This window comes from Providencia sp. 2023EL-00965, from assembly GCF_033550225.1.
Lineage (GTDB): Bacteria > Pseudomonadota > Gammaproteobacteria > Enterobacterales > Enterobacteriaceae > Providencia > Providencia manganoxydans.
The window spans coordinates 87,572-114,038 of the sequence record NZ_JAWUEH010000005.1 but is presented as its reverse complement, the minus strand read 5'-3'; the positions used below and the strand labels follow the sequence as shown (position 1 = coordinate 114,038).

At 41.9% G+C, this 26,467-nt stretch carries 23 protein-coding genes; 12 read left to right on the top strand and 11 right to left on the bottom strand.

From position 1 onward, the window contains the following. Positions 1-88: 88 nt before the first annotated feature. Positions 89-1,096, bottom strand: coding sequence for a class 1 fructose-bisphosphatase (gene fbp / locus SC428_RS08715; RefSeq protein ID WP_140181069.1), 1,008 nt, complete (start codon positions 1,094-1,096; stop codon positions 89-91). A 167-nt stretch (positions 1,097-1,263) separates the two neighbouring features. On the opposite strand from fbp, the gene mpl reads away from it, so the two are divergent. Beyond that, complete coding sequence (mpl, locus tag SC428_RS08710) at positions 1,264-2,643, top strand: UDP-N-acetylmuramate:L-alanyl-gamma-D-glutamyl-meso-diaminopimelate ligase (RefSeq protein ID WP_283125979.1); 1,380 nt, start codon at positions 1,264-1,266, stop codon at positions 2,641-2,643. A 195-nt stretch (positions 2,644-2,838) separates the two neighbouring features. Here mpl and argR read toward each other — a convergent pair whose 3' ends face one another. After that, a complete protein-coding gene (argR, locus tag SC428_RS08705) occupies positions 2,839-3,309 on the bottom strand; it encodes a transcriptional regulator ArgR (protein ID WP_070925602.1) in 471 nt (156 codons plus the stop codon). A gap of 490 nt (positions 3,310-3,799) precedes the next feature. Here argR and mdh point away from each other — a divergent pair, with 490 nt between their 5' ends. After that, positions 3,800-4,738 carry a malate dehydrogenase gene (mdh, locus tag SC428_RS08700; protein ID WP_140181067.1) on the top strand — a complete coding sequence of 313 codons (939 nt, stop codon included), beginning with the start codon at positions 3,800-3,802 and terminating at the stop codon, positions 4,736-4,738. Between the two features lie 82 nt (positions 4,739-4,820). Here the strand turns inward: mdh and SC428_RS08695 are convergent, their stop codons facing one another. Continuing rightward, a complete protein-coding gene (locus tag SC428_RS08695) occupies positions 4,821-5,093 on the bottom strand; it encodes a helix-turn-helix domain-containing protein (RefSeq protein WP_070925600.1) in 273 nt (90 codons plus the stop codon). 516 nt (positions 5,094-5,609) lie between these two features. Here SC428_RS08695 and SC428_RS08690 point away from each other — a divergent pair. Continuing rightward, the gene (locus tag SC428_RS08690; RefSeq protein WP_070925599.1) at positions 5,610-5,957 is read left to right on the top strand and encodes a DNA-binding protein; all 348 of its coding nucleotides are present in this window, start codon (positions 5,610-5,612) and stop codon (positions 5,955-5,957) included. 131 nt (positions 5,958-6,088) lie between these two features. Beyond that, positions 6,089-6,451 carry a DNA-binding protein gene (locus SC428_RS08685; RefSeq protein ID WP_070925597.1) on the top strand — a complete coding sequence of 121 codons (363 nt, stop codon included), beginning with the start codon at positions 6,089-6,091 and terminating at the stop codon, positions 6,449-6,451. Between the two features lie 33 nt (positions 6,452-6,484). On the opposite strand, the gene ispB is transcribed toward SC428_RS08685, so the two are convergent. Further along, positions 6,485-7,456, bottom strand: a complete 972-nt coding sequence (gene ispB / locus SC428_RS08680) for an octaprenyl diphosphate synthase (RefSeq protein WP_070925595.1) — start codon at positions 7,454-7,456, stop codon at positions 6,485-6,487. Positions 7,457-7,791: 335 nt separating this feature from the next. On the opposite strand from ispB, the gene rplU reads away from it, so the two are divergent. The 3 genes from rplU (at position 7,792) to cgtA (ending at position 9,685) form a co-directional block, all read left to right on the top strand. Further along, complete coding sequence (gene rplU, locus SC428_RS08675; RefSeq protein WP_004915752.1) at positions 7,792-8,100, top strand: 50S ribosomal protein L21; 309 nt, start codon at positions 7,792-7,794, stop codon at positions 8,098-8,100. Positions 8,101-8,119: 19 nt separating this feature from the next. Then, positions 8,120-8,377, top strand: coding sequence for a 50S ribosomal protein L27 (gene rpmA, locus SC428_RS08670; protein WP_070925593.1), 258 nt, complete (start codon positions 8,120-8,122; stop codon positions 8,375-8,377). 132 nt (positions 8,378-8,509) lie between these two features. Next, on the top strand, positions 8,510-9,685 hold the full coding sequence (cgtA, locus tag SC428_RS08665; RefSeq protein ID WP_070925591.1) for an Obg family GTPase CgtA: 1,176 nt from the start codon (positions 8,510-8,512) through the stop codon (positions 9,683-9,685). 343 nt (positions 9,686-10,028) lie between these two features. Here the strand turns inward: cgtA and narI are convergent, their stop codons facing one another. The 6 genes from narI to dacB form a co-directional block, all read right to left on the bottom strand. Next, entirely contained in the window at positions 10,029-10,706 is a 678-nt protein-coding gene (narI, locus tag SC428_RS08660; protein WP_318707094.1) for a respiratory nitrate reductase subunit gamma, read from the bottom strand. Beyond that, positions 10,703-11,428, bottom strand: coding sequence for a nitrate reductase molybdenum cofactor assembly chaperone (gene narJ / locus SC428_RS08655; protein ID WP_070925587.1), 726 nt, complete (start codon positions 11,426-11,428; stop codon positions 10,703-10,705). The genes narI and narJ overlap by 4 nt, the downstream gene beginning before the upstream one ends. Further along, entirely contained in the window at positions 11,428-12,981 is a 1,554-nt protein-coding gene (gene narH / locus SC428_RS08650) for a nitrate reductase subunit beta (RefSeq protein WP_140181065.1), read from the bottom strand. The genes narJ and narH overlap by 1 nt, the downstream gene beginning before the upstream one ends. Continuing rightward, entirely contained in the window at positions 12,981-16,742 is a 3,762-nt protein-coding gene (locus tag SC428_RS08645) for a nitrate reductase subunit alpha (RefSeq protein ID WP_140185973.1), read from the bottom strand. The genes narH and SC428_RS08645 overlap by 1 nt, the downstream gene beginning before the upstream one ends. 52 nt (positions 16,743-16,794) lie before the next feature. Continuing rightward, a complete protein-coding gene (locus tag SC428_RS08640; RefSeq protein ID WP_070925583.1) occupies positions 16,795-18,189 on the bottom strand; it encodes a NarK family nitrate/nitrite MFS transporter in 1,395 nt (464 codons plus the stop codon). A gap of 475 nt (positions 18,190-18,664) precedes the next feature. Next, positions 18,665-20,113 (bottom strand): serine-type D-Ala-D-Ala carboxypeptidase, encoded by a 1,449-nt coding sequence (dacB, locus tag SC428_RS08635; RefSeq protein ID WP_140181059.1) that lies wholly within the window; start codon positions 20,111-20,113, stop codon positions 18,665-18,667. Between the two features lie 261 nt (positions 20,114-20,374). Between dacB and greA the strand changes: the two genes are divergently transcribed. Further along, entirely contained in the window at positions 20,375-20,851 is a 477-nt protein-coding gene (gene greA, locus SC428_RS08630; protein ID WP_070925581.1) for a transcription elongation factor GreA, read from the top strand. A gap of 118 nt (positions 20,852-20,969) precedes the next feature. Here greA and yhbY read toward each other — a convergent pair whose 3' ends face one another. Continuing rightward, positions 20,970-21,263, bottom strand: a complete 294-nt coding sequence (gene yhbY / locus SC428_RS08625; protein ID WP_070925580.1) for a ribosome assembly RNA-binding protein YhbY — start codon at positions 21,261-21,263, stop codon at positions 20,970-20,972. Between the two features lie 207 nt (positions 21,264-21,470). Between yhbY and rlmE the strand changes: the two genes are divergently transcribed. The 4 genes from rlmE to glmM all read left to right on the top strand — a co-directional run bounded on the left by rlmE (position 21,471) and on the right by glmM (position 26,377). After that, positions 21,471-22,100 carry a 23S rRNA (uridine(2552)-2'-O)-methyltransferase RlmE gene (rlmE, locus tag SC428_RS08620; protein WP_070925579.1) on the top strand — a complete coding sequence of 210 codons (630 nt, stop codon included), beginning with the start codon at positions 21,471-21,473 and terminating at the stop codon, positions 22,098-22,100. A 57-nt stretch (positions 22,101-22,157) separates the two neighbouring features. After that, entirely contained in the window at positions 22,158-24,131 is a 1,974-nt protein-coding gene (ftsH, locus tag SC428_RS08615) for an ATP-dependent zinc metalloprotease FtsH (RefSeq protein WP_070925578.1), read from the top strand. 67 nt (positions 24,132-24,198) lie between these two features. Further along, positions 24,199-25,047 (top strand): dihydropteroate synthase, encoded by an 849-nt coding sequence (gene folP, locus SC428_RS08610; protein ID WP_070925577.1) that lies wholly within the window; start codon positions 24,199-24,201, stop codon positions 25,045-25,047. Further along, positions 25,040-26,377: a phosphoglucosamine mutase gene (gene glmM / locus SC428_RS08605; protein WP_070925576.1), complete on the top strand. Its 1,338-nt coding sequence runs from the start codon at positions 25,040-25,042 to the stop codon at positions 26,375-26,377. The genes folP and glmM overlap by 8 nt, the downstream gene beginning before the upstream one ends. The last annotated feature ends 90 nt before the right edge of the window (positions 26,378-26,467 follow it).

Sequence of the window (26,467 nt, the reverse complement as noted above, 5' to 3'; positions counted from 1 at the left end):
CTCACTAGTTGGTAGGACATTCATAAAAAAAAGCTGAGAATGCAAAACAAAAAAGGCGAGATTTCCCGCCTTTGCTCAGTGAAACAGATTATTCAGTGTCAGGGAATTCACGCATGAATGATTCTGCTTTTTCAACCATAGACTCAGTTCCAACAAAGAACGGTGCTCGTTGGTGAAGCTCACTTGGGATAATATCTAAGATACGATCACGGCCATTACTCGCTTTACCGCCAGCTTGCTCTGCAAGGAAAGCAATTGGGTTGCACTCGTACAATAGACGAAGTTTACCATTTGGATGACTTGCTGTGCTTGGGTAGATATAAATGCCACCTTTTAGCAAGTTACGATGGAAATCTGCGACTAATGAACCAATGTAACGTGTCGTATATGGACGCCCAGTTGCCTCATCTTGTTCTTGGCAGTACTTAATGTATTTTTTAACCCCCATAGGGAACTTGATATAGTTACCTTCGTTGATTGAATACATTTTTCCTTCTGCTGGAAACATGACTTTCTCATGAGATAGGCAGAATACGCCAAGAGATGGATCATAAGTGAAGGCATGCACGCCACAACCCGTAGTATAAACTAGCATGGTTGATGAGCCATAAACAACATAGCCAGCGGCGACTTGACGATGGCCTGGCTGCAAGAAATCAGCTTCAGTCACAGGTTGGCCAATTGGAGTTATACGATGGTAAATTGAGAAGATTGTGCCGACGGAAACGTTTACATCGATATTTGAAGAACCATCCAGTGGATCCATTAAAACGACGTATTTCGCGTTTTCTGCACGGTCACCTTCGAAAATGACAATTTCGTCTTCTTCTTCAGAGGCAATACCGGCAACTTCTCCGCGTGCTTTCAAAGCCGCTTTCAGTTTTTCATTTGCATACAGGTCAAGCTTCATTTGGACTTCACCTTGAACATTCGAAACACCGCTCGTGCCAAGAATGTCTACCAGTCCAGCTTTATTAATATCACGATGGATAATTTTAGCGCCCAGTTTAATCGCTGACAGTAACGCCGTCAGCTCTCCTGTTGCATGAGGAAAATCTTGTTGCTTATCGACGATGAATTCGCCTAATGTTTTCATGACGAAGGTCCTGAATATAATTGACAGAGGTTTGCAGGGAGGGATTGTACCTTACCCTGCGCGTGGAGTTTATCTAAATTAAAAAAAGATTCATAGGTTAATGCATTTATAAACCTGTATTTGATGGGTAGAATAGTGACAAACCTCATGCTATTGGATGGAAAATAATGCACATACATATTTTGGGTATTTGCGGTACGTTTATGGGAAGCTTGGCAATACTGGCTCGTTCACTTGGTCATAAAGTCACGGGCTCTGATGCAAACGTGTACCCTCCTATGAGTACGCTGCTCGAAAAACAAGGTATTGAACTAATTCAAGGTTATGATCCTAGTCAGCTCGAACCCACTCCTGATATGGTGGTTATTGGCAATGCAATGACCCGCGGTAATCCATGCGTAGAAGCTGTATTAGAAAAAGGTTTAACTTATACTTCTGGCCCTCAATGGCTACATGATCATGTGCTGCCTGAGCGTTGGGTGCTTGCCGTTGCGGGCACTCATGGTAAAACCACAACCGCGGGTATGTTAGCGTGGATTTTAGAAGATTGTGGCTACAAACCAGGGTTTTTAATTGGTGGTGTACCAGGAAATTTTGAGGTTTCCGCACAATTGGGAGAAAGCCCATTTTTTGTGATAGAAGCTGATGAATATGATTGTGCATTTTTCGATAAACGCTCGAAATTTGTGCATTACAGCCCAAGAACATTGGTGCTCAATAATCTCGAATTCGACCATGCAGATATTTTTGATGACCTTGAAGCAATCCAAAAGCAATTCCATCACTTAGTTCGCATTGTACCAAGTAGTGGCAAAATTTTTATGCCTGATAATGATTCGAACTTAAAGCAAGTAATGGGGATGGGGTGCTGGAGCGAACAAGAATTTGTTGGTGAACATGGTGAGTGGCAAGCACGTAAATTAAACCATGATGGCAGCCAATTTGAAGTTTTCTACCAAACTAAAAAAGTGGGTGAAGTAAACTGGTCGCAAGTGGGTAATCACAATATTCATAATGGGTTAATGGCGATTGCCGCCGCGCATCATGTTGGTGTTCCCGCTGAAGAAGCTTGCCGAGCATTGGATAAATTTATCAATGCCCGCCGTCGCTTAGAATTACGTGGTGTTGAAAATGATGTCAGTGTTTATGATGATTTTGCGCATCACCCAACGGCGATTTTAGCGACTTTAGAGGCATTACGCAGCAAAGTTGGTGGTACTTCGCGTATTATTGCAGTACTGGAACCTCGCTCTAATACCATGAAGATGGGGATCAACAAAAATGATATCGCGCCAGCGCTTGGGCGTGCTGATGAAGTGTTCTTGTTCCAACCGCCTAATATTCCTTGGATGGTCACTGATATTGCAGAAAATTGTGTTCAACCTGCGCGCTGGAGCTCTGATATTGAAACATTGACTAATATGGTGATCGAAACGGCACAGCCAGGTGATCATATTTTAGTCATGAGCAATGGTGGCTTTGGTGGGATCCATAGTAATTTATTGGCAGAACTAAAAAAGAAAGCCGAATCTGCTCACGAAGAGTAATGCTTTCTCATTAAACTATATTCTAACTAATTGAAGTGCAGCCAACGACACTACGGTTAGAAGTATAACGAATATATTGGCAGCTTAGGCTGCCTTTTCATTGCTATTGCTAATAAACCGGCTATATAAAGACAGGTCAGCAACAAAATATCCAAGTGAAGAGGCGAGAAGCTCCCGCCTGTAAGAGTATTTTTATTAAAGCTCTTGATCAAACAGAGTGAGAATCGCTTCGTAAAGCTCTTTTGTAGTGAAGTTATTGGCAGGGGTTGAAAAAATGGTATCGTCACCCGCGATACTTCCTAAAATCCCCTCTGCTTTGCCTAAAGAATCTAATAAACGGGCGATAAGTTGTGCTGCGCCTGGACTCGTTCTAATCACAACCACAGAGTGGTTATAGTCGATATCAAGAACAAGATTTTTTAATGGGCTAGTGGCAGTCGGTACGCCCGGCTCCGTTGGTAAGCAATAGACCATTTCCATTTTTGCGTTACGAGTGCGCACAGCACCGAACTTTGTTAGCATTCTGGAAATTTTAGATTGGTTGATATTTTCAAACCCTTGTTCTTGCAGCGCGATCACTATCTCTGCCTGAGAACTAAATTTCTCTTCTTTAAGTAGGGCTTTAAAAGCCTTAACCAAGTCTTCTTGTTTAGACGGTGTACGCATAATTAACCCATCCTTTGACAATAAATTGAGTTGCATTATCCGTAAATGTGAATTTTTATGCAACAAAATTGCGTGATGATGATTTTATATACTGAATTTGCGATGAATTAAATGAACAAAATAGTAATTTATTTTAAGTAGTTACCTATTTTAGTGAGAAAATTTGGCTGATCGCATAGAGAGATAATGCAATTTGCTAATAAAAGGTGTAAATTTTTTGTTAATCACTTTGTGAAGTAAGTCATGATTAGCAGTAAAAACAGTTTATTATGCAAAAATCAATAGTGATAAAAACTATTTGTTAAAAAAGTGCCCGTTATCTCATTAACAGATAAGGATTTTGTTTAGAATAGACAGAATCAATGTGAAAAATTATTTGCGTTAATATGTTTCAGCATCTGTTAATGAATTGTTTTTTATCGGTAATGTACTAAATACATAACAAGATGAATTCATATACTTTTTAAAGTACAAATAAAGGAGTTTCAGAATGAAAGTTGCAGTTCTCGGTGCAGCAGGTGGTATCGGTCAGGCTTTGGCCCTTCTTCTTAAAAATCAGCTCCCAGCAGGTTCAGAACTCTCTCTCTACGACATCGCACCAGTAACTCCAGGTGTCGCCGCAGACCTTAGCCACATTCCTACCGACGTTAAAGTTGTTGGTTTCTCAGGTGAAGATGCAACTCCAGCGCTAGAAGGTGCTGATGTTGTTCTGATCTCGGCAGGTGTTGCACGTAAGCCAGGTATGGATCGTTCAGATCTATTTAATGTTAACGCAGGTATCGTTCGTAATTTAGTGCAACAAATTGCGGTGACTTGCCCGAAAGCATTGATCGGTATTATCACTAACCCAGTTAACACCACGGTTGCTATCGCTGCTGAAGTACTGAAAAAAGCAGGTGTATATGACAAAAACCGTCTATTTGGTGTGACAACACTGGATATTATTCGTTCTAATACTTTCGTTGCTGAACTGAAAGGCAAAAAAACTCACGAGATCGAAGTGCCAGTTATCGGCGGGCACTCTGGCGTGACTATCCTACCTTTATTATCTCAAATCCCTGGTGTGAACTTCACTGATGAAGAAGTCGCTGCATTAACTAAGCGTATTCAAAATGCGGGTACCGAGGTTGTTGAAGCAAAAGCGGGTGGCGGATCTGCAACGCTGTCTATGGGCCAAGCAGCTGCACGTCTTGGTTTATCCCTGATCCGTGGTCTGCAAGGTGAACCTAATGTGATTGAGTGTGTTTACACAGAAGGTGATGGTGAACATGCACGCTTCTTCGCTCAACCAGTTCGCTTAGGTAAAAATGGTATTGAAGAGCATATCTCTTTCGGTAAGTTGAGTGACTTTGAACAAAAAGCACTGAAAGAGATGCTAGAAGTACTGAAAAAAGATATCGAGCTTGGTGAGAAATTCATTAACGGTTAATTACTGTTAATCGCCTCATCATTGTTTGATGAAAACCGCTGATTTGACATTGACTGTCGAACAGCGGTTTTTTTATGTTCTTTCAACTCTGTAACTGTGGCTTATCTCTTACTTTTCTTTCCAACAATTCACCTGTAACTGGATTGAAATAGCGACTTGGCCATATTTCAGAGGGATGGATCTCGAGGAAATTAGCAATAATCCATTCACCTTTTGGCCATGGACGAGATAATGCATTAGCAAGTGTTGATGAACTCAGTCCCGCATGGCGAGAAATCGCGGCTAAAGTTGTGCCTCGCTTACGTAAAGCCGCAATAATATCTGCTGGGTGCCAATCCGATTTCCGTAAAATCATTTTTTAGTCCTTTTTTTACTCAGAATCATGTAGAGTTAGTGGTACATCTAACAGAAGATTGTGATACATTCACTGCAATCGTCCTGTTATTGGAAATAAAATAACAGAAATTTCCCAAAAATATTTCTAATTTTTTCTGAAAATTCAGTTTTATGAAAGGTATTCTATTTTTGTGAAATATGAGAAAGATTTAGCATTTATATTTGTGAGCTAATATAAGATATTGAAAACAAAAACTAACTATTTTTAGTTATTTATAAAAATTGGCATATTAACGATTATAGTTAAAAGTATTTGTAATATAGAAGCAACATAAAGAGAAAAAAGAGAACTGCCAGTGAATTTTCAGCCAATTTATTGTTATTAAAAGAAATTAAAATACATTTTACATGTATAACTCATAAACTAACTAATAATTAATTTTCATAAAACAAAAGAGAATAAGGTTATTGAGAAAATAAAAACATTTTTCAGCAATTATTATTAAATTGTACATCGTGACTAGGAGGGTCAGGCATGCAAAAAGAATGGTTAACAGCGAAAGAGTTAGTCGGTTTAAAGGGATTACCAATGACGACTCAAGGTATTAATGCAATGGCGCGTAGAGAAAATTGGCTATGCCGTAAGCGGCGAGGTATTCAAGGTAAAGCATTGGAATATCATATAAATAGCCTACCAGAAGGCTTATTTGAGCCCGCTTCTGTTTATGAAGCACCTATGCCATATCAAGTAAAACACCATGACAGTGCATTTATTTGGCAAGAGATTTACAACCAACTTTCAACAGCAGAGCGCGGTAAGATATTGGCATTTATTATGCGTGAAGGCGTAATCGCATTAGTGGATTTAATTAATAAAAAATAATTTACCTGAAAAATGAATTGAAGGTAATTAATGAAGAATATCTATATAACAGAACATTATTCTTGGTTAATAACCGTTAGATATAACAGCCTCAACGGCAGATTTCATAATATAAGTTCGAAAGAGATAATATGAAAAAAATGTGGTTCACTGCGAAAGAATTAGCAGGTTTAGAAGGCTTACCTACCTCTCCTCAAGGCATCAATTTAATGGCAAGAAGAGAAGGGTGGAAAAATCGTCGTAAGCGTGGTGTACAAGGTAAAGCGGTAGAATATTATCTCGATAGCTTGCCAGGGGAAATACAGAACCAATTGAGTCTTGCTGAACCTACTGTTGGCTATCAAAGCCATAGAATGGATGGCTCTCAAATCTGGACAGAAGCGTATTACCAGCTTACAGAAACCGAACGAGATAAAGTGGTTAAATATATTCTGCGTTACGGTTTGTCATCATTATTGGTTCAGATAGATAAAGAAGAAAAAGGGGAAGAATAGGTTCATTCCCCCTTCAACTCACACTCGTTTAGGCTACGAGTGACGTGAAATAGCGACTTCGGCGAGGCTGATAAGCGCATCTTTGTATATTGAATCATCAATGATACTCAAAGCATCAATGGCTTTTTGTGATTCTTGTTGTGCCCGAGCATAGGTATATTCAAGAGAACCACAACGTTTCATGGTTGCAAGCACGGCTTCTAACAGGTGGCGGCCATTACCTTGTTCAATTGCTTGGCGGATCATTGCTGATTCTTCTTCAGTACCATTATTCATGGCATGGAGAAGAGGAAGCGTTGGTTTTCCTTCATCAAGATCGTCGCCCGTATTTTTCCCTAACTGAGTGTTATCTGCATCATAATCGAGTAAATCATCGATTAATTGAAATGCAGTGCCGAGATAGCGACCGTAGTCTTGGAGTGCTTTTTCTTGTTCGGGCGTTGCCGATGCTAAAATAGCAGAAGCATGAGCAGCAGCTTCAAATAAACGTGCTGTTTTACTGTAGATCACCTGCATATAGTTATCTTCAGTAATATTCGGATCGTTGCAGTTCATCAGCTGTAAAACTTCACCTTCAGCGATCACGTTAGTCGCTTCGGACATTAGCTTTAATACACGCATTGAATCAAGATCCGTCATCATTTGAAAGGATCGTGTATAAATAAAGTCTCCGACAAGAACGCTAGCTGCATTTCCAAAGACAGCATTCGCCGTTTGTTTACCCCGCCGCATATCAGATTCATCAACCACATCGTCATGCAATAATGTTGCGGTATGGATAAATTCAATCAATGCTGCAACTTGGATATGTTTATGCCCTGAATAGCCGAGGGATCGTCCAGCCAATACTGCGATCATCGGGCGGATCCTTTTTCCGCCGCCGCTAACAATGTAATAACCAAGCTGGTTAATTAGCGCAACGTCTGAATTCAATTGACTGAGGATCGCTTCGTTTACCGCTGACATATCCTCGCTAGTCAGTTCAACAATAGATTCTAAATTCATTGTAATTTATTCATATTATTAAATTTTAGCCGCTACCAACTCATAAAAAGGGTGCTGCCATTGGAACAGTTATCTTGTAAGCATAACATTAATATTTCTAAGATAATTAGTTGTAATGCAAAAAATGTTTAAATAAGTAACAATTCGAGTTATTCATCATAAATTAAGGGTTAGTTAGCGCATCGAATAAAAAAGTCGGTTTTTTTGTGATCTAACTGCATTATTGGCTTGTGTTTCGATGCTTTTTTGCGTAGAATTCGCGCCCTATTGTGAATATTTTATAGCGTGCTCTTGCATTAAATTTTTTTAGCGGGTACGCGGAAAGCGGAGTTAATATGTACGCGGTTTTCCAAAGTGGTGGTAAACAACACCGAGTTAGCGAAGGTCAAACTGTCCGCCTAGAGAAGCTGGACATCGCAACAGGTGAAACTGTTGAATTTGATCACGTTCTGATGGTTGCTAACGGCGACGATATCAAAATCGGCGCTCCTGTCGTTGAAGGCGTTAAAGTTAAAGCGGAAGTGGTTGCTCACGGTCGTGGCGATAAAGTTAAAATCGTTAAGTTCCGTCGTCGTAAACACAGCCGTAAACAACAGGGTCACCGTCAGTGGTTCACTGATGTTAAGATCACTGGCATCGCTTAAGATTTAGGAGAGCAGATTAATGGCACACAAAAAGGCTGGCGGCTCGACTCGTAACGGTCGCGATTCAGAAGCAAAACGTCTGGGTGTAAAACGTTTTGGTGGTGAAGCTGTATTAGCAGGTAGCATCATCGTTCGTCAACGTGGTACTAAGTTCCACGCAGGTAACAACGTAGGTTGTGGCCGTGACCACACTCTGTACGCTTTAGCGGACGGTAAAGTTAAATTTGAAGTTAAAGGTCCTAACAATCGTAAATTTATCAGCATCGAAGCTGAATAAGTTTTCTGACTTTTAATTCGAATTAAAGCCCTGCAAAAACTTTTTGCGGGGCTTTTTATATTCAAAATACGCCATCTCTGGGTAATACAGCCATCCAGCACTATAATATGGCTATCAAACGGAGAAAGAATTATGAAATTTGTTGATGAAGCCAAAATATTGGTTGTGGCGGGAGATGGTGGCAATGGTTGTGTCAGCTTCCGTCGTGAAAAATACATTCCAAAAGGCGGGCCTGACGGCGGTGACGGCGGTGACGGCGGTGACGTCTACTTACAAGCAGATGAGAACCTCAATACGCTAATCGATTACCGTTTTGAAAAGTCTTTCCGTGCTGAGCGCGGTCAGAACGGCCAAAGTCGTGAATGTACAGGTAAGCGTGGTCAAGATATCACGATTAAAGTACCTGTAGGAACGCGTGTACGCGATTTAGGTACTGGAGAGATACTTGGAGATATGACGCGTCACGAACAGCGTCATATGGTTGCTAAAGGTGGTTTTCACGGTTTAGGTAATACTCGTTTTAAATCCTCTGTCAACCGTGCTCCACGTCAACGTACCATGGGTACGCCAGGTGAAACGCGCGATTTGATGCTAGAACTGATGCTATTAGCTGATGTAGGGATGTTGGGAATGCCTAATGCAGGCAAATCTACCTTTATTCGCTCAGTATCAGCAGCAAAACCAAAGGTTGCCGATTATCCATTTACAACACTTGTGCCTAGCTTAGGCGTGGTACGTATGGATAACGAAAAAAGCTTTGTGGTTGCAGATATCCCTGGTTTGATTGAAGGGGCCGCAGAAGGTGCAGGTTTAGGGATCCGTTTCCTTAAACACTTAGAGCGCTGTCGGGTGTTATTGCACCTGATCGACATTTGCCCAATTGACGAGTCTGATCCTGTTGAAAACGCCAAGATCATTGTTAGCGAACTTGAAAAATACAGCGAAAAACTTGCAGAGAAACCACGTTGGTTAGTCTTTAATAAAGTGGATATTCTCGGCGCTGAAGAGTCTGCTATACGTGCGGCTGAAATTGCTAAAGCAATGGGCTGGGAAGATAAATACTATATGATCTCTGCGGTAAATCACGAAGGTGTCAAAGCGCTGTGCTGGGACATTATGGAGTTTATGGAAACTCAACCTCGTGATATGGCAGTGACAGAAGACGAGAAACAACCTGAAAAAGTTGAATTTATGTGGGATGACTATCATAAAGAGCAGCTCGAAGGTGCAGAAGATCTCGACGATGATTGGGATGACGACTGGGATGATGAAGACGACGAAGGCGTTGAAATCATCTATCAAAAGTAATCGAACGATCTAAACTCCCATCAGATGGGACTCAGATTGCGGACAAAGCCCTAGCTTTTTAGTTAGGGCTTTTATCTAGCTAAGCTAGTATAAATAGTGCATCTAACCGATGCGTTAAAAAAACGCTTACCTCAGCAGTATCAGTTCGAAGCAAGTGGCTTTGCGAAGATCATCTGATTGGTAAAGTCGATATCATCATATAGGATCCGTCATGCTTCAATGGATCTAAAGCTTATTATTCTAACCATTCAAAAATGTATTGATATTTTATTAACAAAAAGAGATAAAACCCCCGCGGACGGGGGAGTTAAAGGTTTCTCAATAGCTATTAGGCGAGCATTCATTAATGGCGATTACGGACAATTTGATATCGACGAGTTAAATACTCAATTGGTACGCTCCAGATATGGACTAACCGGCAGAACGGGAACAGTAAGAAAATTGTCATTCCTAAGAAAATGTGTAATTTAAATACCCATGCAACACCTTCAAGGTTTGCTGAAGCACCGCCATGGAATGTCACAATTGATTGTGCCCAAGCAACTAGCTTCATCATTTCACTGCCATCCATATGTTGAGCAGAGAATGGGATCGTGAGCAGACCTAACGCAACCTGAATAACTAAAAGCGTTAAAATCATAATGTCACCAAATGAAGATGTCGCTCTAATTCGTGGATTGGTTAAACGACGTTTTAATAGCATCACACCACCGATTAACATTAATACTCCACAAGTACCGCCCCCGACCATGGCCATGATCTGCTTATATTCAATGGGCAAGAAAGATTCATACATCCAATGTGGCGTTAACATGCCCAAAAAGTGACCTACAAAAACGCCGATGATCCCGATATGAAACAAGTTAGAAGCAAGTCGCATGTTTTTTTTGTCTAACATCTGGCTAGAACCGGCACGCCACGTATATTGACCATAGTCGTAACGTAACCAACTACCGATAATAAAAACAGCACCGGCAATATAGGGATAGATATCAAAAAATAACATATTGATGTAATTCATTTTTGTGCTCCCGTACCCAACGAATTCCCCACGTTGAAATATTGAACTTTGGTCTCTTGTGCAAAGCGACGCTGATGTTGGCTAATTTTGTTATTGCCACATTGAGCACCTTCTCCAAGAAAGGTCACTTGCTCTTCTTCCCATACAGCATCTAATGCAGCAGGAGTATCATCTAAAGGCTCTTTCTCTACCTGAGCGGCCAATTGTGATGCATCTAATTCACTTTGTGAGAGACAAAGCAACACATCAAACAGTGCATGATAATCACTACCTCGTTGTTTTAAACGCTCAGCCAACAGGGCCAAAATAGGGGCAATGTTATTTAATCCTTCAATGCATTCAGTGGTAGATAGCAGTGTTAAATACTCAAGATAAGTCGGTAAATAGTCGGGAAGCTCACGACTGCTTAACGTGATCCCAGCTTGTTGATATTGATTTAACAGATCAACCATTGCCTGACCTCGGGAGCGAGATTCACCATGAACGTGCTCAAATAACAATAACGATCTTGCTCTACCTCGATCAAAAAGTTCACTGTAGTGAGATTGCGCATCTAATAACTCTTGTTGTGTTAATCGGTGAATAAAGGCCATTAATTTCGCAACTTGAGTTACAGGAAGTTCATCAGCTTCCTGTAATGCATCAATAAGTTCACTTCGGTTATCCCACAGCTCCTGAGTGGGATAATCTAAGAGATGAGAAATAACTTTCAGAGCGATCATTATATTTTCTCCTCTGAACGGCGTTGGTCTTGAGGTGTTTTTGATGTGATATCAATGGCATCAATACGATGACTATTAAACAGATTAAATTTGCTATCGCTACCATGACAACCATCACCAAAGCTAAAACCACAGCCATTCCGCTCAGGGAAGGCTTCTCTGGCTAATTCACGGTGGCTTGATGGGATCACAAAGCGATCTTCATAATTAGCGATGGCCAGATAGCGATACATCTCTTGCGCCTGTGCTTCGGTTAATCCAACTTGCTCTAATGCGCTTAGATCTGTTTTTCCTTCAACGGTTTCAGCGCGTTTGTAATGACGCATTGCTAACATGCGTTTTAAGGCTAATAAAACAGGAGCCGTATCACCGGCAGTCAGTAAGTTTGCTAAATACTGAACAGGAATTCGTAAACTTTCTACATCAGGTAGCACACCAGTATGTGGTAATACACCTGCATCTGCTGCTGATTGGATTGGCGATAGAGGTGGTACATACCACACCATGGGTAAAGTGCGATATTCAGGGTGTAATGGTAAAGCCAACTTCCAATCCACCGCCATTTTATAGACAGGCGAACGCTGTGCGGCATCAATTACACTGAGTGGAATACCTTGCTCTTCTGCTGCTTTAATTACTTCAGGATCGAAAGGATCTAAGAAGATATCTAATTGGCTTTGATAGAGATCTGTTTCGTTATCAGCACTAGCTGCTTGTGAGATTTTATCAGCGTCATACAGCATCACACCTAGATAACGAATACGCCCCACACAGGTTTCAGAACACAAGGTTGGTTGACCTGCTTCAATGCGTGGATAGCAGAAAATACATTTTTCTGACTTACCACTTTTCCAGTTAAAGTAGATTTTTTTGTATGGGCATCCGGTTAAACACATGCGCCAACCACGGCATTTATCTTGATCTATCAATACAATGCCATCTTCGGCGCGTTTATAAATTGCACCACTTGGGCAGGTTGCAACACAAGCAGGGTTTAAGCAGTGTTCACATAAACGTGGTAAATACATCATGAATGTATTTTCAAACTGCCCATACATTTCTTTTTGCATATGGGCGAAGTTTTTATCTGCTGCACGTTTACTAAATTCCCCCCCTAAATCATCTTCCCAATTTGGCCCATTTTCGATTTTCGTCATACGCTGACCGGTGATCAACGAACGAGGGCGAGCTGTTGGTAAAGAGCCTTCAGGAGCATTTTTTAAATGTTCATAGTCATAATCAAAGGGCTCATAGTAATCGTCTAAGGCCGGTACATCTGGGTTAGCAAAAATTTTAGATAATAGACCAACACGGTTCCCCATTCTTGGTACTAACTTACCTTTAATATTTTTGATCCAGCCGCCTTTCCACTTTTCTTGATCTTCCCAGTTTTGCGGATAGCCTATACCCGGCTTTGTTTCAACGTTATTGAACCATGCATATTCAACACCTTCGCGACTAGTCCAAACATTTTTACAGGTCACTGAACAGGTATGACAGCCGATACATTTGTCGAGGTTCAGTACCATGCCGACTTGTGAACGAATTTTCATTATGCCTTCTCCTGTCCATTCAGGGTTTGTTGATAAGCATCCCCTTCACCATCGAGCCAATCAACCCGTTTCATTTTACGCACAACAACAAACTCATCACGGTTAGAGCCCACAGTACCGTAGTAGTTAAAGCTATAAGCTAGCTGAGCGTATCCACCAATCATATGCGTTGGTTTAGGGCAAACACGGGTCACTGAGTTATGAATACCACCACGCATTCCTGTGATTTCAGAGCCCGGCAGGTTAATTTGACGCTCTTGTGCGTGATACATATAAATCATGCCGTCTGGAATACGTTGACTGACAATCGCTCTCGCAGTCAGTGCCCCATTACTGTTATAGGCTTCAACCCAATCGTTATCGCTAATTCCCATCTCTTTGGCATCATCTTCACTTAACCACACCACAGGCCCTCCACGGCCTAGCGTTAACATGAGTAAGTTATCGCTATAGGTTGAGTGGATCCCCCATTTCTGGTGAGGAGTAAGGAAATTGAGTGCTTTTTCAGGGAAACCATTAGGTTTCTTACCTTTAACTGCATCAATAGCTTTAGTATCAATTGGTGGGCGATAAACCACTAAACTTTCGCCATAAGCACGCATCCACTCGTGATCTTGATATAGCTGTTGACGGCCACTCAAAGTACGCCAAGGGATCATCTCGTGAACGTTGGTATAGCAGGCATTATAAGAAACATGTTCATCTTCAAGACCCGACCATGTTGGGCTTGAAATGATCTTACGAGGCTGAGCAACGATATCGCGGAAACGAATTTTTTCATCTTCTTTGACTGTTGCTAAATGAGTGTGGTCACGTCCTGTGACTTTACTCAGTGCATCCCATGCTTTTACCGCCACTTGACCGTTAGTTTCAGGCGCTAAAGAGAGAATAACTTCTGCCGCATCAATTGCGGTCTCAATGACAGGGCGTCCTTTTGCTGTACCGTCATGACGAACACGATTGAGTTTTTTCAGGAAATCGACTTCTGTTTGTGTATTCCAGCTGATCCCTTTACCACCATTGCCCAGTTTATCCATGAGAGGTCCTAATGACGTAAATCGGGCATAGGTGTTCGGGTAATCACGCTCTACTGAAATAAGGTGCGGTGCTGTTTTCCCTGGAATAAGATCACATTCACCTTTTTTCCAATCTTTCACATCAAAAGGTTGTGCCATTTCAGCCGCAGAGTCATGCTGGATCGGTAATGTCACCAAGTCAGTTTCGACACCTAAATGACCAACGCAAAGTTTAGAGAAGGTTTTAGCGATGCCTTTATAAATCTCCCAGTCCGTTTTAGATTCCCAAGCAGGATCAACCGCAGCCGTTAATGGATGAATAAAGGGATGCATATCCGAGGTATTCATATCATCTTTTTCATACCAAGTTGCGGTTGGTAAAACGATATCGGAGAATAAGCAGGTGCTCGACATACGGAAATCTAATGTCACCACTAAATCAACTTTACCTTCGCCGCCGTTATCTTGCCATTCGACCTCTTGTGGTTTGACTTGGCCTTGTTCACCTAAATCTTTCCCTTGTAAGCCGTTCTCTGTGCCCAACAGATATTTCAATAAATATTCATGCCCTTTACCAGCCGAGCCTAATAGGTTAGAACGCCAGATAAATAAATTGCGAGGGAAGTTTTGAGGGTTATCAGGTTGCTCTGATGCAAAGCGAATTTCACCTGATTTTAATGCATTAACAGTGTAGTCAGCTGCACTGATCCCCGCTTCTTGTGCTTTTTGGGCAATAGTCAGAGGATTGACATTTAATTGAGGAGCTGATGGCAGCCATCCCATGCGTTCTGAACGCACATTCATATCAATCAAACTACCGCTAAAGCGTGATTTATCGGCTAATGGCGATAATAACTCTGTTGGCGACACCGTTTCATAACGCCACTGACTTGAGTGGTTATAGAAAAATGATGTACTGTTCATATGACGAGGAGGGCGTTGCCAATCAAGGCCAAAGGCTAATGGCAACCAACCGGTTTGTGGACGCAGTTTTTCTTGTCCAACATAGTGTGCCCAGCCACCACCACTTTGACCGACACAACCGCAGAAAATCAGCATATTGATAATGCCACGATAGGTCATATCCATGTGATACCAATGGTTAATACCTGCACCGACAATTACCATTGAGCGACCATGTGTTTTTTCTGCATTATCAGCAAATTCACGCGCAATACGAATAATATCTTGGCGGTTTACCCCTGTGACTTTCTCAGCCCATGCGGGTGAGTATGCTTTGATTTCATCATAATTTGAGGCGCAGTTTTCATCATTTAAACCGCGATCAACACCATAGTTAGCTAATAATAAATCATAAACAGTTGTCACGTATTTTTCTTCGCCATTCGCAAGTGTAATGCGTTTAGCTGGAAGCTTATGAACTATCACATCATCAAGGGCAACACCTTCAAAGTACTCACTTTTGATCCCACCAAAGTAAGGGAATGCAACGTCTACAACATCATCATGGTTATTTAAAAGCCCCAATTGTAAGATGATCTCTTCGCCAGTTTTGCCGTCTTTAGGTTCAAGATTCCATTTAGCGGCACCTTCCCAACGAAAACCCATTGAGCCTTGAGGCACAACCAATTGCTGTGTTTTTTCATCAATGGCAATGGTTTTCCATTCAGGATTTTTCTCTTGATCAAGATTGTTGACTAGATCCGCAGCGCGCAACATACGACCCGCCACTAACTTGCCAGAATCGTGTTTGTCTAACATCACCAACATTGGCATATCAGTGTATGTACGCACATAGTTACTAAAATATTCAGCTTGGCGTTGAACATGGAATTCGTTAAGAATAACGTGTCCCATCGCCATAGCCATTGCACTATCAGTGCCTTGTTTTGGGTTTAACCATTGGTCACAAAGTTTCGCAATTTCTGCGTAATCGGGGGTGACCGCGACGGTTTTAGTGCCTTTATAACGAACTTCGGTAAAAAAGTGGGCATCAGGGGTTCGTGTTTGCGGTACGTTAGAGCCCCACGCAATCAGATAAGAAGAGTTATACCAGTCGGCTGATTCAGGAACGTCTGTTTGCTCTCCCCAAGTCATTGGCGATGCTGGCGGTAAATCACAATACCAATCATAGAAACTTAAACATGCACCACCAATAAGAGATAAATAGCGCGCTCCTGCGGCGTATGAGACCATTGACATCGCTGGAATGGGGGAAAAACCGATAATACGATCAGGACCAAATTCTTTTGCAGTAAACACGTTAGAAGCAGCAATGATTTCATTTACTTCAGACCATGATGAACGTACGAATCCACCACGCCCACGCGCTTGTTTATAGCTTTTTGTTTTTTCTGGTGAACTGACAATTGAAGCCCAAGCATCAACAGGATCGCTATATTGTGCCTTTGCTTCACGCCATAATTTAATCAGACGCTTACGTACCATCGGGTATTTAACGCGGTTCGCACTATATAAATACCATGAATAACTGGCACCACGAGGACAACCACGTGGTTCATGATCCGGTAAATCAGGGCGTGTACGTGGATAGTCAGTTTGCTGAGTTTCCCATGTCACTAGCCCATTTTTGACATAAATTTTCCAGCTGCAAGAGCCAGTACAGTTGACACCATGAGTAGAGCGGACAATTTTGTCGTGTTGCCAACGACTACGGTAACCATCTTCCCAGTCACGGTTAACATTCAGCTCTTGGCCATGATCCTCTGAAAAGGTATCACCAAGCTGCTTAAAATAGCGGAATCTATCGAGAAACTTACTCATCAGATACTCTCCCAATGCGCGTGAGCGCTCTCACATTGCGTATAATTCGTCATTATTGTTTATTGTGTTTACGTCCATAGACCAACCAAGTGATCAAGACGCAAGTGATATAAAATAGAACAAAGATTTTCATTGCACCGGCAGGCGAGCCAGTCATAGCTAGCGATGTACCGAAGGCTTTAGGAATAAAAAAGCCACCGATGGCACCAATTGCAGAGATAAAGCCAAGTGCAGCAGCGCTTTCAGTGACCGCTTCTTTTTGAGCGGCTTCATCGGAGGCGCCTTGTGCTTTCATACGATCAATGGTGATTTTTCTAAACACCACAGCAATCATTTGGAATGTCGAACCACTACCTAAACCGGCTGTTAAAAACAACACCATGAAGACGCCATAGAACGCGATAAATGAGCCACCAGCATCATTTTCAGGTAGTGTTAAAAAGAGAAGGGCTGAGAAAATCGCCATAATAATGAAGTTAATCAGCGTGACTCTAATACCGCCAAATTTATCAGACAATATCCCACCCACGGGGCGAGCTAAGGCGCCTAATAAAGGGCCAAAGAATGCATAATGTAAGATAACGATATCTGGAAATTGGGTTTTAGATAACATCGCAAAACCCGCTGAAAAACCGATAAATGAGCCAAAAGAACAGAGATATAAAATACTTAACAACCAAAGGTGGCCACGTTTTAAAACAGGCAGTTGCTGCCTTAAAGAGGCTTTGTTAGCAGCAAGGTCGTTCATACCAAACCATGCGGCAAATGTTAGGATAAGTAAGAAAGGCACCCAAATCCACGCTGCATTTTCTAGCCATAAACGTGAACCATCTGGTTGAACAACACCGGGGCCACTAAACATAGCAAAAACGCCAGCACTAATGACTAATGGTGCAACTAATTGCATGACACTAACGCCAAGGTTGCCTAACCCGCCATTTAACCCTAATGCACCGCCTTGGCGTGCTTTAGGGAAGAAAAAGCTGATATTGGCCATACTTGAAGCAAAGTTCGCACCTGCGAAACCGCATAATAGTGAAATCACAATAAAAGTTGAGTAAGAGGTTGTGGTGTCTTGCACAGCAAAACCGAGCCAAACACAAGGAATGATCAGAAATACAGTACTGATTGCTGTCCAGCGACGGCCACCAAAAATAGGGATAACGAATGAGTAAGGAACCCGTAAAATTGCACCAGAAACAGAAGGCAGTGCAGTCAACATAAACAACTGGTCGGTGGTAAAGTTAAAACCTACTTTGTTTAAATTTATTGCAACAGCACTAAAAAGCATCCATACACAGAATGATAAGAGTAAACAAGGAACAGAAATCCATAAATTGCGTGAAGCGATCTTTTGACCAGTCTTTTCCCAAAAAGCATTATTTTCAGGATCCCAATTTTCGATCACCCCTTTACGCATTTTTTCTGGGTGTTGAGTGAGTGCCATAACAACCTCGATTAACGGTTAAATTGGCACCTTTGTACGATTAGAATTGTTGATAAGTCATGATCTGCGTCAAGCAAACATTTGTTTGCTTTTTAAGCTAAGCGGGCTTTTGATACCTAAGTATTAATAGGTTTAATTTTATTTATTTTTTAAATCAATGCGTTAAATAAAATCATTCTAATTTAGCAGGGAAATTACCTCGGTTAGCTATTTAGAGGTAACGCTTTAGTGGTATATGGTATTTTATGCATTTTTAAGACACGTGGCTTAGGAATACATTTAGTCGAAAAATAACAATGAATGCACTCAAAAGAGGTTTAAAGAAAGTGCTTATTCACTGTTGAGATAGCGCAAAGATGATTTGATTGTGACCTACGATCGCTGAAATAAAAAGCCCCCATACTAAAAATAGGGGGCTCGTTATCAGTCTGAGCCCACCATGTGAGCTTTTTGTTGTTTGAATAGCCTTAAACGATCAATTCTTTTGATAAAGATCTTTATATAGCCTACTTTCAAAACGTACTAATGGCGCTCGTCGGGTCCGTTGTTGATTTTGAGGTACGGCATAGGCTGAAATATATTGCACAAAAGCAACACGTTGGCCACTTGCTGTTGTGATAAAGCCTGCTAGGTTATACACGCCTTGTAGCGCACCAGTTTTAGCAGAGACCTTGCCATTAACACCGGCTTCATCTAAACCACCACGATAGCGTAATGTTCCGTCATGGCCAGCAAGAGGAAGCATCGAAATAAAGTCAAGCTGCTGATCGTTTTTGGCGATAAACTGCAATACTTCCATCATGGTTGCGGGGGTAATGAGGTTATGACGAGATAAACCTGAACCGTCGACCATCACGGTATTCGCCAAATCAATTCCTGCTTTTTGTTTCAAAACTTGCCGCACTGCATCGGATCCAGAGCGCCATGTGCCCGGTACGCCATAATAATCTCGGCCGATAGTTCTAAAAACAGTGTCTGCGATCATGTTGTCAGATTTTTTCAACATAACTTTCAGTAAGTCATGTAATGGCTTCGATTCTGTTTTGACCAACACCTGTGATTGAGCCGTTGGGAAGGTGCGTTTCTTCACATGGCCTGTAATTTCAATACCTGCATTGAGTAATTCGTTTTTAACAATCGAACCTGAATAGCTGGCACCATTTTGTACCGCAAAAGCAAGAGGTAATGGTTCACTACGTTGAGATAAGCAGCCTGTCAACGTGTAGCGATTTAATTCACCTGGAACGACATCAAGTTCACAATAGCGCCCTTCAGGAGCCCCTTTAGCAATCGTTTTTACTTCACTAAACATATTGACGGGGTAGAAGCTAGCCGACTTGATATAGGCCATATCACCCACTTTTTCGGCTGGATAAAGAGACACAGAAAAGCAGTTGCGGTCAATAATCGCCGCCGCTGGTGGTGCGCTAAAGCATTGAGTCATGTCATTCCACACCCAACCTGGCGCCTTATCATGGCTGGTAAATGCGGAAATATCGACGATCAAGTCGCCATCGACTTTATGAATGCCTACTTGTTTTAACGCGTTAACCATATTGCGTATTTGTTGGCGAGTGAGGGTAGGATCACCGCTGAAACGGATCACCAGATCGCCTGTTAATGTATTATTATTTAGTTTCGCATCCGTCTCGAAGTTAGTGACGAAGCGATAATCAGGCCCCAGTTGCAAAAGAGCAGCTAGCGCAGTGACCACTTTTTGTGTACTGGCAGGCAGTGCCATTTGCTGCGCATTGTAATCAATAATGGGGGTGTCACTACCGACTTTCTGCGCAACCAGAGCGAGGTTAGTACCATCAGGTAGATATTGCTTATAATCATCAATCGGAATAGCAAGCGCTTGCCCAACTGTAAAAGTGAGTCCTAAAGTGATGATCCATTTTCTGGTGAGTGTTAATAACGACATAAATTTCACGCATTAGGGTAGACATACTGTACATACTAAAGTGTAATGCCTGAAAAAGTAAACGATGACCGACTATTAAGTCTACGTTAGAATGGTTACCATTGTGATAAGATAAGTGTGTGAATGCATTTTCAAAACGCATTTACGGCCTGTGTATTGTTTGGACACCCCCCTTATGTTGTAGGGTGTTTAGTGTACTGTTGTTACAAAAATCAGGAAGATACTTATTTTTAGATAGGATTGAAACAGAGGTATTTATCAATGAAACAGATTCCAATGACGGTATTTGGTGCAGATAAACTTAGAGAAGAGCTTGAGTATCTTAAATCTGTCCGCCGCCCGGAAATTATTGCATCGATTGCAGAAGCACGTGAACACGGTGACTTGAAAGAGAACGCAGAATATCACGCCGCTCGTGAACAACAGGGGTTCTGTGAAGGCCGAATTCAAGAAATTGAATCGAAACTTTCGCATGCTCAAGTGATTGATGTGACTAAAATGGCAAATAACGGTCGTGTCATTTTTGGTGCAACAGTCAGCGTTTTGAATGTCGATACCGATGAAGAATTGACTTATCGTATTGTTGGGGATGATGAAGCAGATATTAAGGTTAATCTGATTTCTGTTAACTCTCCGATTGCTCGTGGTTTGGTAGGTAAAGAAGTTGATGACGTTGTTGTTATCAAAACACCAGGCGGCGATGTAGAGTTCGAAATTCTTAAAGTTGAGTATATCTAATTCCTATTTCCCTGAATTGGTTATATTATTTTACGGTATTAGCGAAAAAGGCCGCTAGCGGCCTTTTTCTTCATATAGAAGCTGCCTTTAATGGCATTTTTATATAAATTAAGTGTAATTATTTAGGTAAAATAATTTTCCGCTCAGCTGATGGGCGGTAAAGAACAAGTATCTTGCCTATAATTTGTACATTTGCAGCACCTGTTTCGCGAACAATCGCTTCAGCGATCAAGTTTTTAGTTTCACGGTCTTCGCCTGCGATTTTGATTTTGATAAGCTCATGGTGAGCTAATGAAAGCTCAATCTCAGCTAAAACACCTTCAGTTAAACCATTGTTGCCAATCATAACAACAGGGTTTAAGTGATGAGCTAAGCTTTTCAGGTGCTGAATTTGTTTTTTATTAAGATTCATCGATTTTTTACTTCTTTAGTATTGAAAATGGCTTATTCTACCGCCATCTGATATCTATCACCATCAATTAATCTCTATCGGGTGGTAAAGAAGTGACAATAAATACCCAGAAGATTCAGGTCACATGTAAGTCAAAGCGTTAATAAGCATGTTGTTTGGAGAACTTTGGGGATAGATGTGTTTCTATGAGTATAGTTGGAAAATGCAATGGCCAATAAAAAACGTTCTGCAAGCTCCAGCCGTTGGTTGCAAGAACATTTTAGTGATAAATATGTTCAGCAAGCACAAAAGAAAGGACTTCGCTCGCGTGCATGGTTTAAACTGGATGAAATCCAGCAAGGTGATAAAATTTTTAAACCAGGTATGACCGTTGTTGATTTGGGTGCAGCACCCGGAGGTTGGTCACAGTATGTTGTCAGCCAAATAGGCCAAAATGGTCGGGTGATTGCATGTGATATTTTACCTATGGATCCTATTGTTGGCGTCGATTTCCTACAAGGTGATTTTCGCGATGAGGCAGTGCTAGCAGCGTTGTTGGAACGAGTTGGTGATAAAAAAGTTCAGGTGGTCATGTCTGACATGGCGCCGAATATGAGCGGGACGCCTGCGGTCGATATACCTCGATCAATGTATCTGGTTGAGTTAGCTTTGGATATGTGCCGTGCAGTATTGGCCCCTGGGGGAAGTTTTATTGTCAAAGTGTTTCAGGGAGAAGGCTTTGATGAGTACCTAAGGGATATCCGTTCCCTATTTACGAAGGTAAAAGTTCGTAAACCCGAATCTTCGCGGGCACGATCGCGTGAAGTATACATTGTAGCGACAGGGCTAAAACTGTAGTACCCTGAGCGTTATTTGTTAACACAGTTGTAATATGAGGTTAATCCCTTGAGTGACATGGCGAAAAACCTGATTCTCTGGTTAGTCATCGCAGTTGTTCTGATGTCCTTGTTCCAGAGTTTTGGCCCAAGCGATTCGAATAGTCGCAGAGTTGATTATTCTACGTTTATCAATGAGTTAGCCCAGGATCAGGTACGTGAAGTTCGTATCACAGGTCGTGAATTAAACGTCAGAAAGGCGGATAATAGCCGCTATACAACTTATCTTCCTATGCAGGATGAGAAGCTGTTAGATACCATGCTTAACAAGCATGTAACTGTCGTTGGTGAACCACCAGAAGAACCTAGCTTACTGACATCTATTTTTATTTCCTGGTTCCCAATGCTTCTGTTGATTGGTGTCTGGATCTTCTTTATGCGCCAAATGCAAGGTGGTGGCGGTAAAGGAGCAATGTCATTCGGTAAAAGCAAAGCGCGGATGCTGACTGAAGACCAGATCAAAACAACTTTTGCTGATGTGGCTGGTTGTGATGAGGCAAAAGAAGAAGTTGGCGAAATCGTTGAGTTCTTACGTGAACCTGCGCGTTTCCAAAAACTGGGTGGTAAAATTCCTAAAGGCGTCCTAATGGTAGGGCCTCCGGGTACAGGTAAAACATTGCTTGCTAAAGCGATCGCTGGTGAAGCAAAAGTACCATTTTTTACTATTTCAGGTTCTGACTTCGTTGAAATGTTTGTCGGTGTTGGTGCATCTCGTGTTCGTGATATGTTCGAACAAGCGAAAAAAGCAGCGCCTTGCATTATCTTTATCGATGAGATTGATGCGGTCGGTCGTCAACGTGGCGCAGGTTTAGGCGGCGGTCACGATGAACGCGAGCAAACATTGAACCAAATGTTAGTTGAAATGGATGGTTTTGAAGGCAATGAAGGTATTATCGTCATTGCAGCGACTAACCGTGCAGATGTTCTTGACCCTGCATTATTACGTCCAGGTCGTTTCGACCGTCAAGTTGTGGTTGGTTTACCTGACGTACGTGGTCGTGAGCAAATCCTGAAAGTTCATATGCGTCGTGTGCCGATTGATCCAAACGTAGATACGTTTATTTTGGCGCGTGCAACACCGGGCTTCTCGGGTGCTGAATTGGCTAACTTAGTCAACGAAGCTGCATTGTTTGCCGCTCGTGCTAATAAGCGTGTTGTTTCAATGGTTGAGTTTGAAAAAGCACGTGACAAGATTTGGATGGGTGCTGAACGTCGTTCTCTGATGATGACTGAAGAGCAAAAAGAGTCGACGGCTTATCATGAAGCAGGTCATATGATCGTTGGTCATTTGATGCCTGAGCATGACCCTGTTCACAAAGTTACCATTGTTCCTCGTGGACAAGCGCTGGGTGTTGCTTTCTTCTTGCCTGAAGGTGATGAAGTGAGTCGTAGCCGCTTGAAACTTGAAGGTATGATTGCAACTGCTTACGCAGGTCGTATTTCGGAAGAATTGATCTATGGTCCTGATAAAGTCACTACAGGTGCTTCATCGGATATTCAATTTGCTACGAATACCGCACGTAACATGGTAACTCAATGGGGCTTCTCAGACCGTTTAGGCCCAATGCAGTATTCTAAAGAAGAAGGTCCTGCATTCTTAGGCCGTTCTTCAGGTAATGGTTCAGGTATTTCTGATGAAACAGCACGTATTGTTGATGAAGAAATCAAAATTATCCTAGACCGCTGCTATCAGCTCGCTTATAAAACGCTGACTGACAATATTGATATTTTGCATGCAACTAAAGATGCATTATTGAAATATGAAACGATTGATATGCCTCAGATTGATGATCTGATGAATAGACGTCCAGTGCGTGAGCCAGCAGGCTGGGATGAAGACAAAAAAGTGAGTAATGTAACAGGTTCGTTTGGTACAGGTTTTGGTGGTTCAAAAACTGAAGCAAATACTGATACTTCTCCGTCTGAAGAACCAAAAGATAATACTGATGAATCTAATTCATCAAACAATACAAACGATAATAAACCACAGTAAGTTATTGTTTGACACGTAATCTCAAACCCCAGTTTACTGGGGTTTTTTACATTGAGGCACAATAATAATGAAAATCAGCGCTAGAGGTTGTGAACTTGATTTATCAACACCTAAAGTGATGGGGATTTTGAATGTTACTCCTGATTCATTTTCAGATGGTGGCACCCATAATCGTTATCATGATGCAATTGAACACGTTGCTAGAATGGTCAAGGAAGGCGCAGCCATTATTGATATTGGTGGTGAATCAACACGCCCCGGAGCCGCTGACGTTTCAGTTAATGAAGAGCTAGAGCGTGTTATTCCAATTGTCGAAGCCATTGCACAACGTTTTGACGTATGGATTTCTGTTGATACTTCAAAAGCAGAAGTTATGTCAGAAGCGGCTAAAGCTGGTATGCATCTGATCAATGATATTCGTTCATTACATGAAAAGGGTAGCCTAGAAGTTGCGGCAAAGACAGGTTTGCCGGTCTGCCTTATGCATATGCAAGGTCAACCACGAACGATGCAAGAAGCGCCTAATTATGAAAATGTCGTACGAGAAGTGAAAGATTACTTTCATTCAGAAATTGAGCGCTGTGTCGCAGCAGGGATCCATCGACAACAGATAATACTTGATCCAGGTTTTGGTTTTGGTAAGAACTTAGCGCATAATTACCAACTATTAGGAAATTTAGATCAGTTTCATGATTTCGGATTACCGCTATTGGCAGGTATGTCACGTAAATCTATGATTGGAAACTTATTGAATGTTCCACCTCAAGAACGGCTTGCGGGCAGCATTACTTGTGCGACCATTGCATTGATGCAAGGAGCGCAAATTATTCGTGTCCATGATGTTAAAGAGACAGTTGATGCAATGAAGATCGTTCAGATGACTCTGTCAGAAAAGGAAAAGTTAGCGTATGAGTAACCGTAAATATTTTGGTACCGATGGTATTCGTGGCAAGGTGGGCGATAGCCCAATCACACCTGATTTTGTTTTGAAATTAGGTTGGGCAGCAGGAAAAGTGCTGGCACGTCATGGTTCGCGAAAAATTATCATTGGTAAAGATACGCGTATCTCTGGCTACATGTTGGAGTCATCATTAGAGGCGGGTTTGGCTGCTGCGGGGCTATCAGCCTCTTTTACAGGTCCAATGCCAACCCCAGCCGTTGCTTATTTGACTCGCACCTTCCGTGCGGAAGCAGGGATTGTTATTTCAGCGTCACATAACCCTTATGATGATAATGGGATTAAATTCTTCTCAATCGATGGTACGAAATTACCTGACGAAGTTGAAGAAGCCATTGAAGCTGAAATGGAAAAACCGATTACTTGCGTTGAATCGGCAGAACTTGGCCGTGCAAACCGTATTGTCGATGCGGCAGGTCGCTATATTGAATTTTGTAAAGGTACATTCCCAAGTGAACAAAGCCTTTCTAGTCTAAAAGTGGTTATCGATTGTGCAAATGGAGCTACTTACCATATTGCACCGAACGTTTTCCGCGAATTAGGGGCAGAAGTTATTGCTATTGGTTGCGAACCTAACGGCATCAATATCAATGAAAAATGTGGTGCAACAGATGTACGCATGCTGCAAGAGCGCGTAATCGCTGAAAAAGCCGATGTTGGCCTAGCATTTGACGGTGATGGTGACCGTTTAATTATGGTTGATCACCAAGGTAATAAGGTTGATGGCGACCAAATCCTCTATATCATTGCCCGCGAAGCATTGCGTCAAGGTCAACTCAAAGGCGGCGTGATCGGGACGCTAATGAGTAATATGGGTCTCGAAATCGCACTAAAACAACTGGGTATTCCATTTGAGCGAGCAAAAGTCGGTGACCGTTATGTTCTTGAGAAGCTGCAAGAAAAAGGTTGGCGCATGGGGGCAGAAAACTCAGGTCACATCATCTTATTAGATAAGACGACAACCGGTGACGGTATTGTTGCTGGTTTGCAAGTTCTGAGTGCGATGGTCCGTAATCAAATGAGTCTACATGATCTGTGTAGCGGCATGAAATTATTGCCACAAGTACTCGTTAACGTACGTTTTGCAGGTACCCATGACCCTCTACAAAGTGAGGCAGTATTAGCGGCGAATGAGCAAGTTGAAAAAGAACTTGCGGGTAAAGGTCGTGTATTGCTCAGAAAATCAGGTACTGAGCCTTTGATCCGTGTCATGGTCGAAGGGGAAAACGAAGCGGATGTATTGGCGATGGCTAATCGTATTGCTGATGCAGTGAAAGCGGCTGGCTGATAAAATTTATTAGTGATTGCTGTTTTAAAAACAGACTTGTTGCTGAGTTGAAAGCTGTGCTGTCAGTTATTTTACTCAATTGTTGTTTTT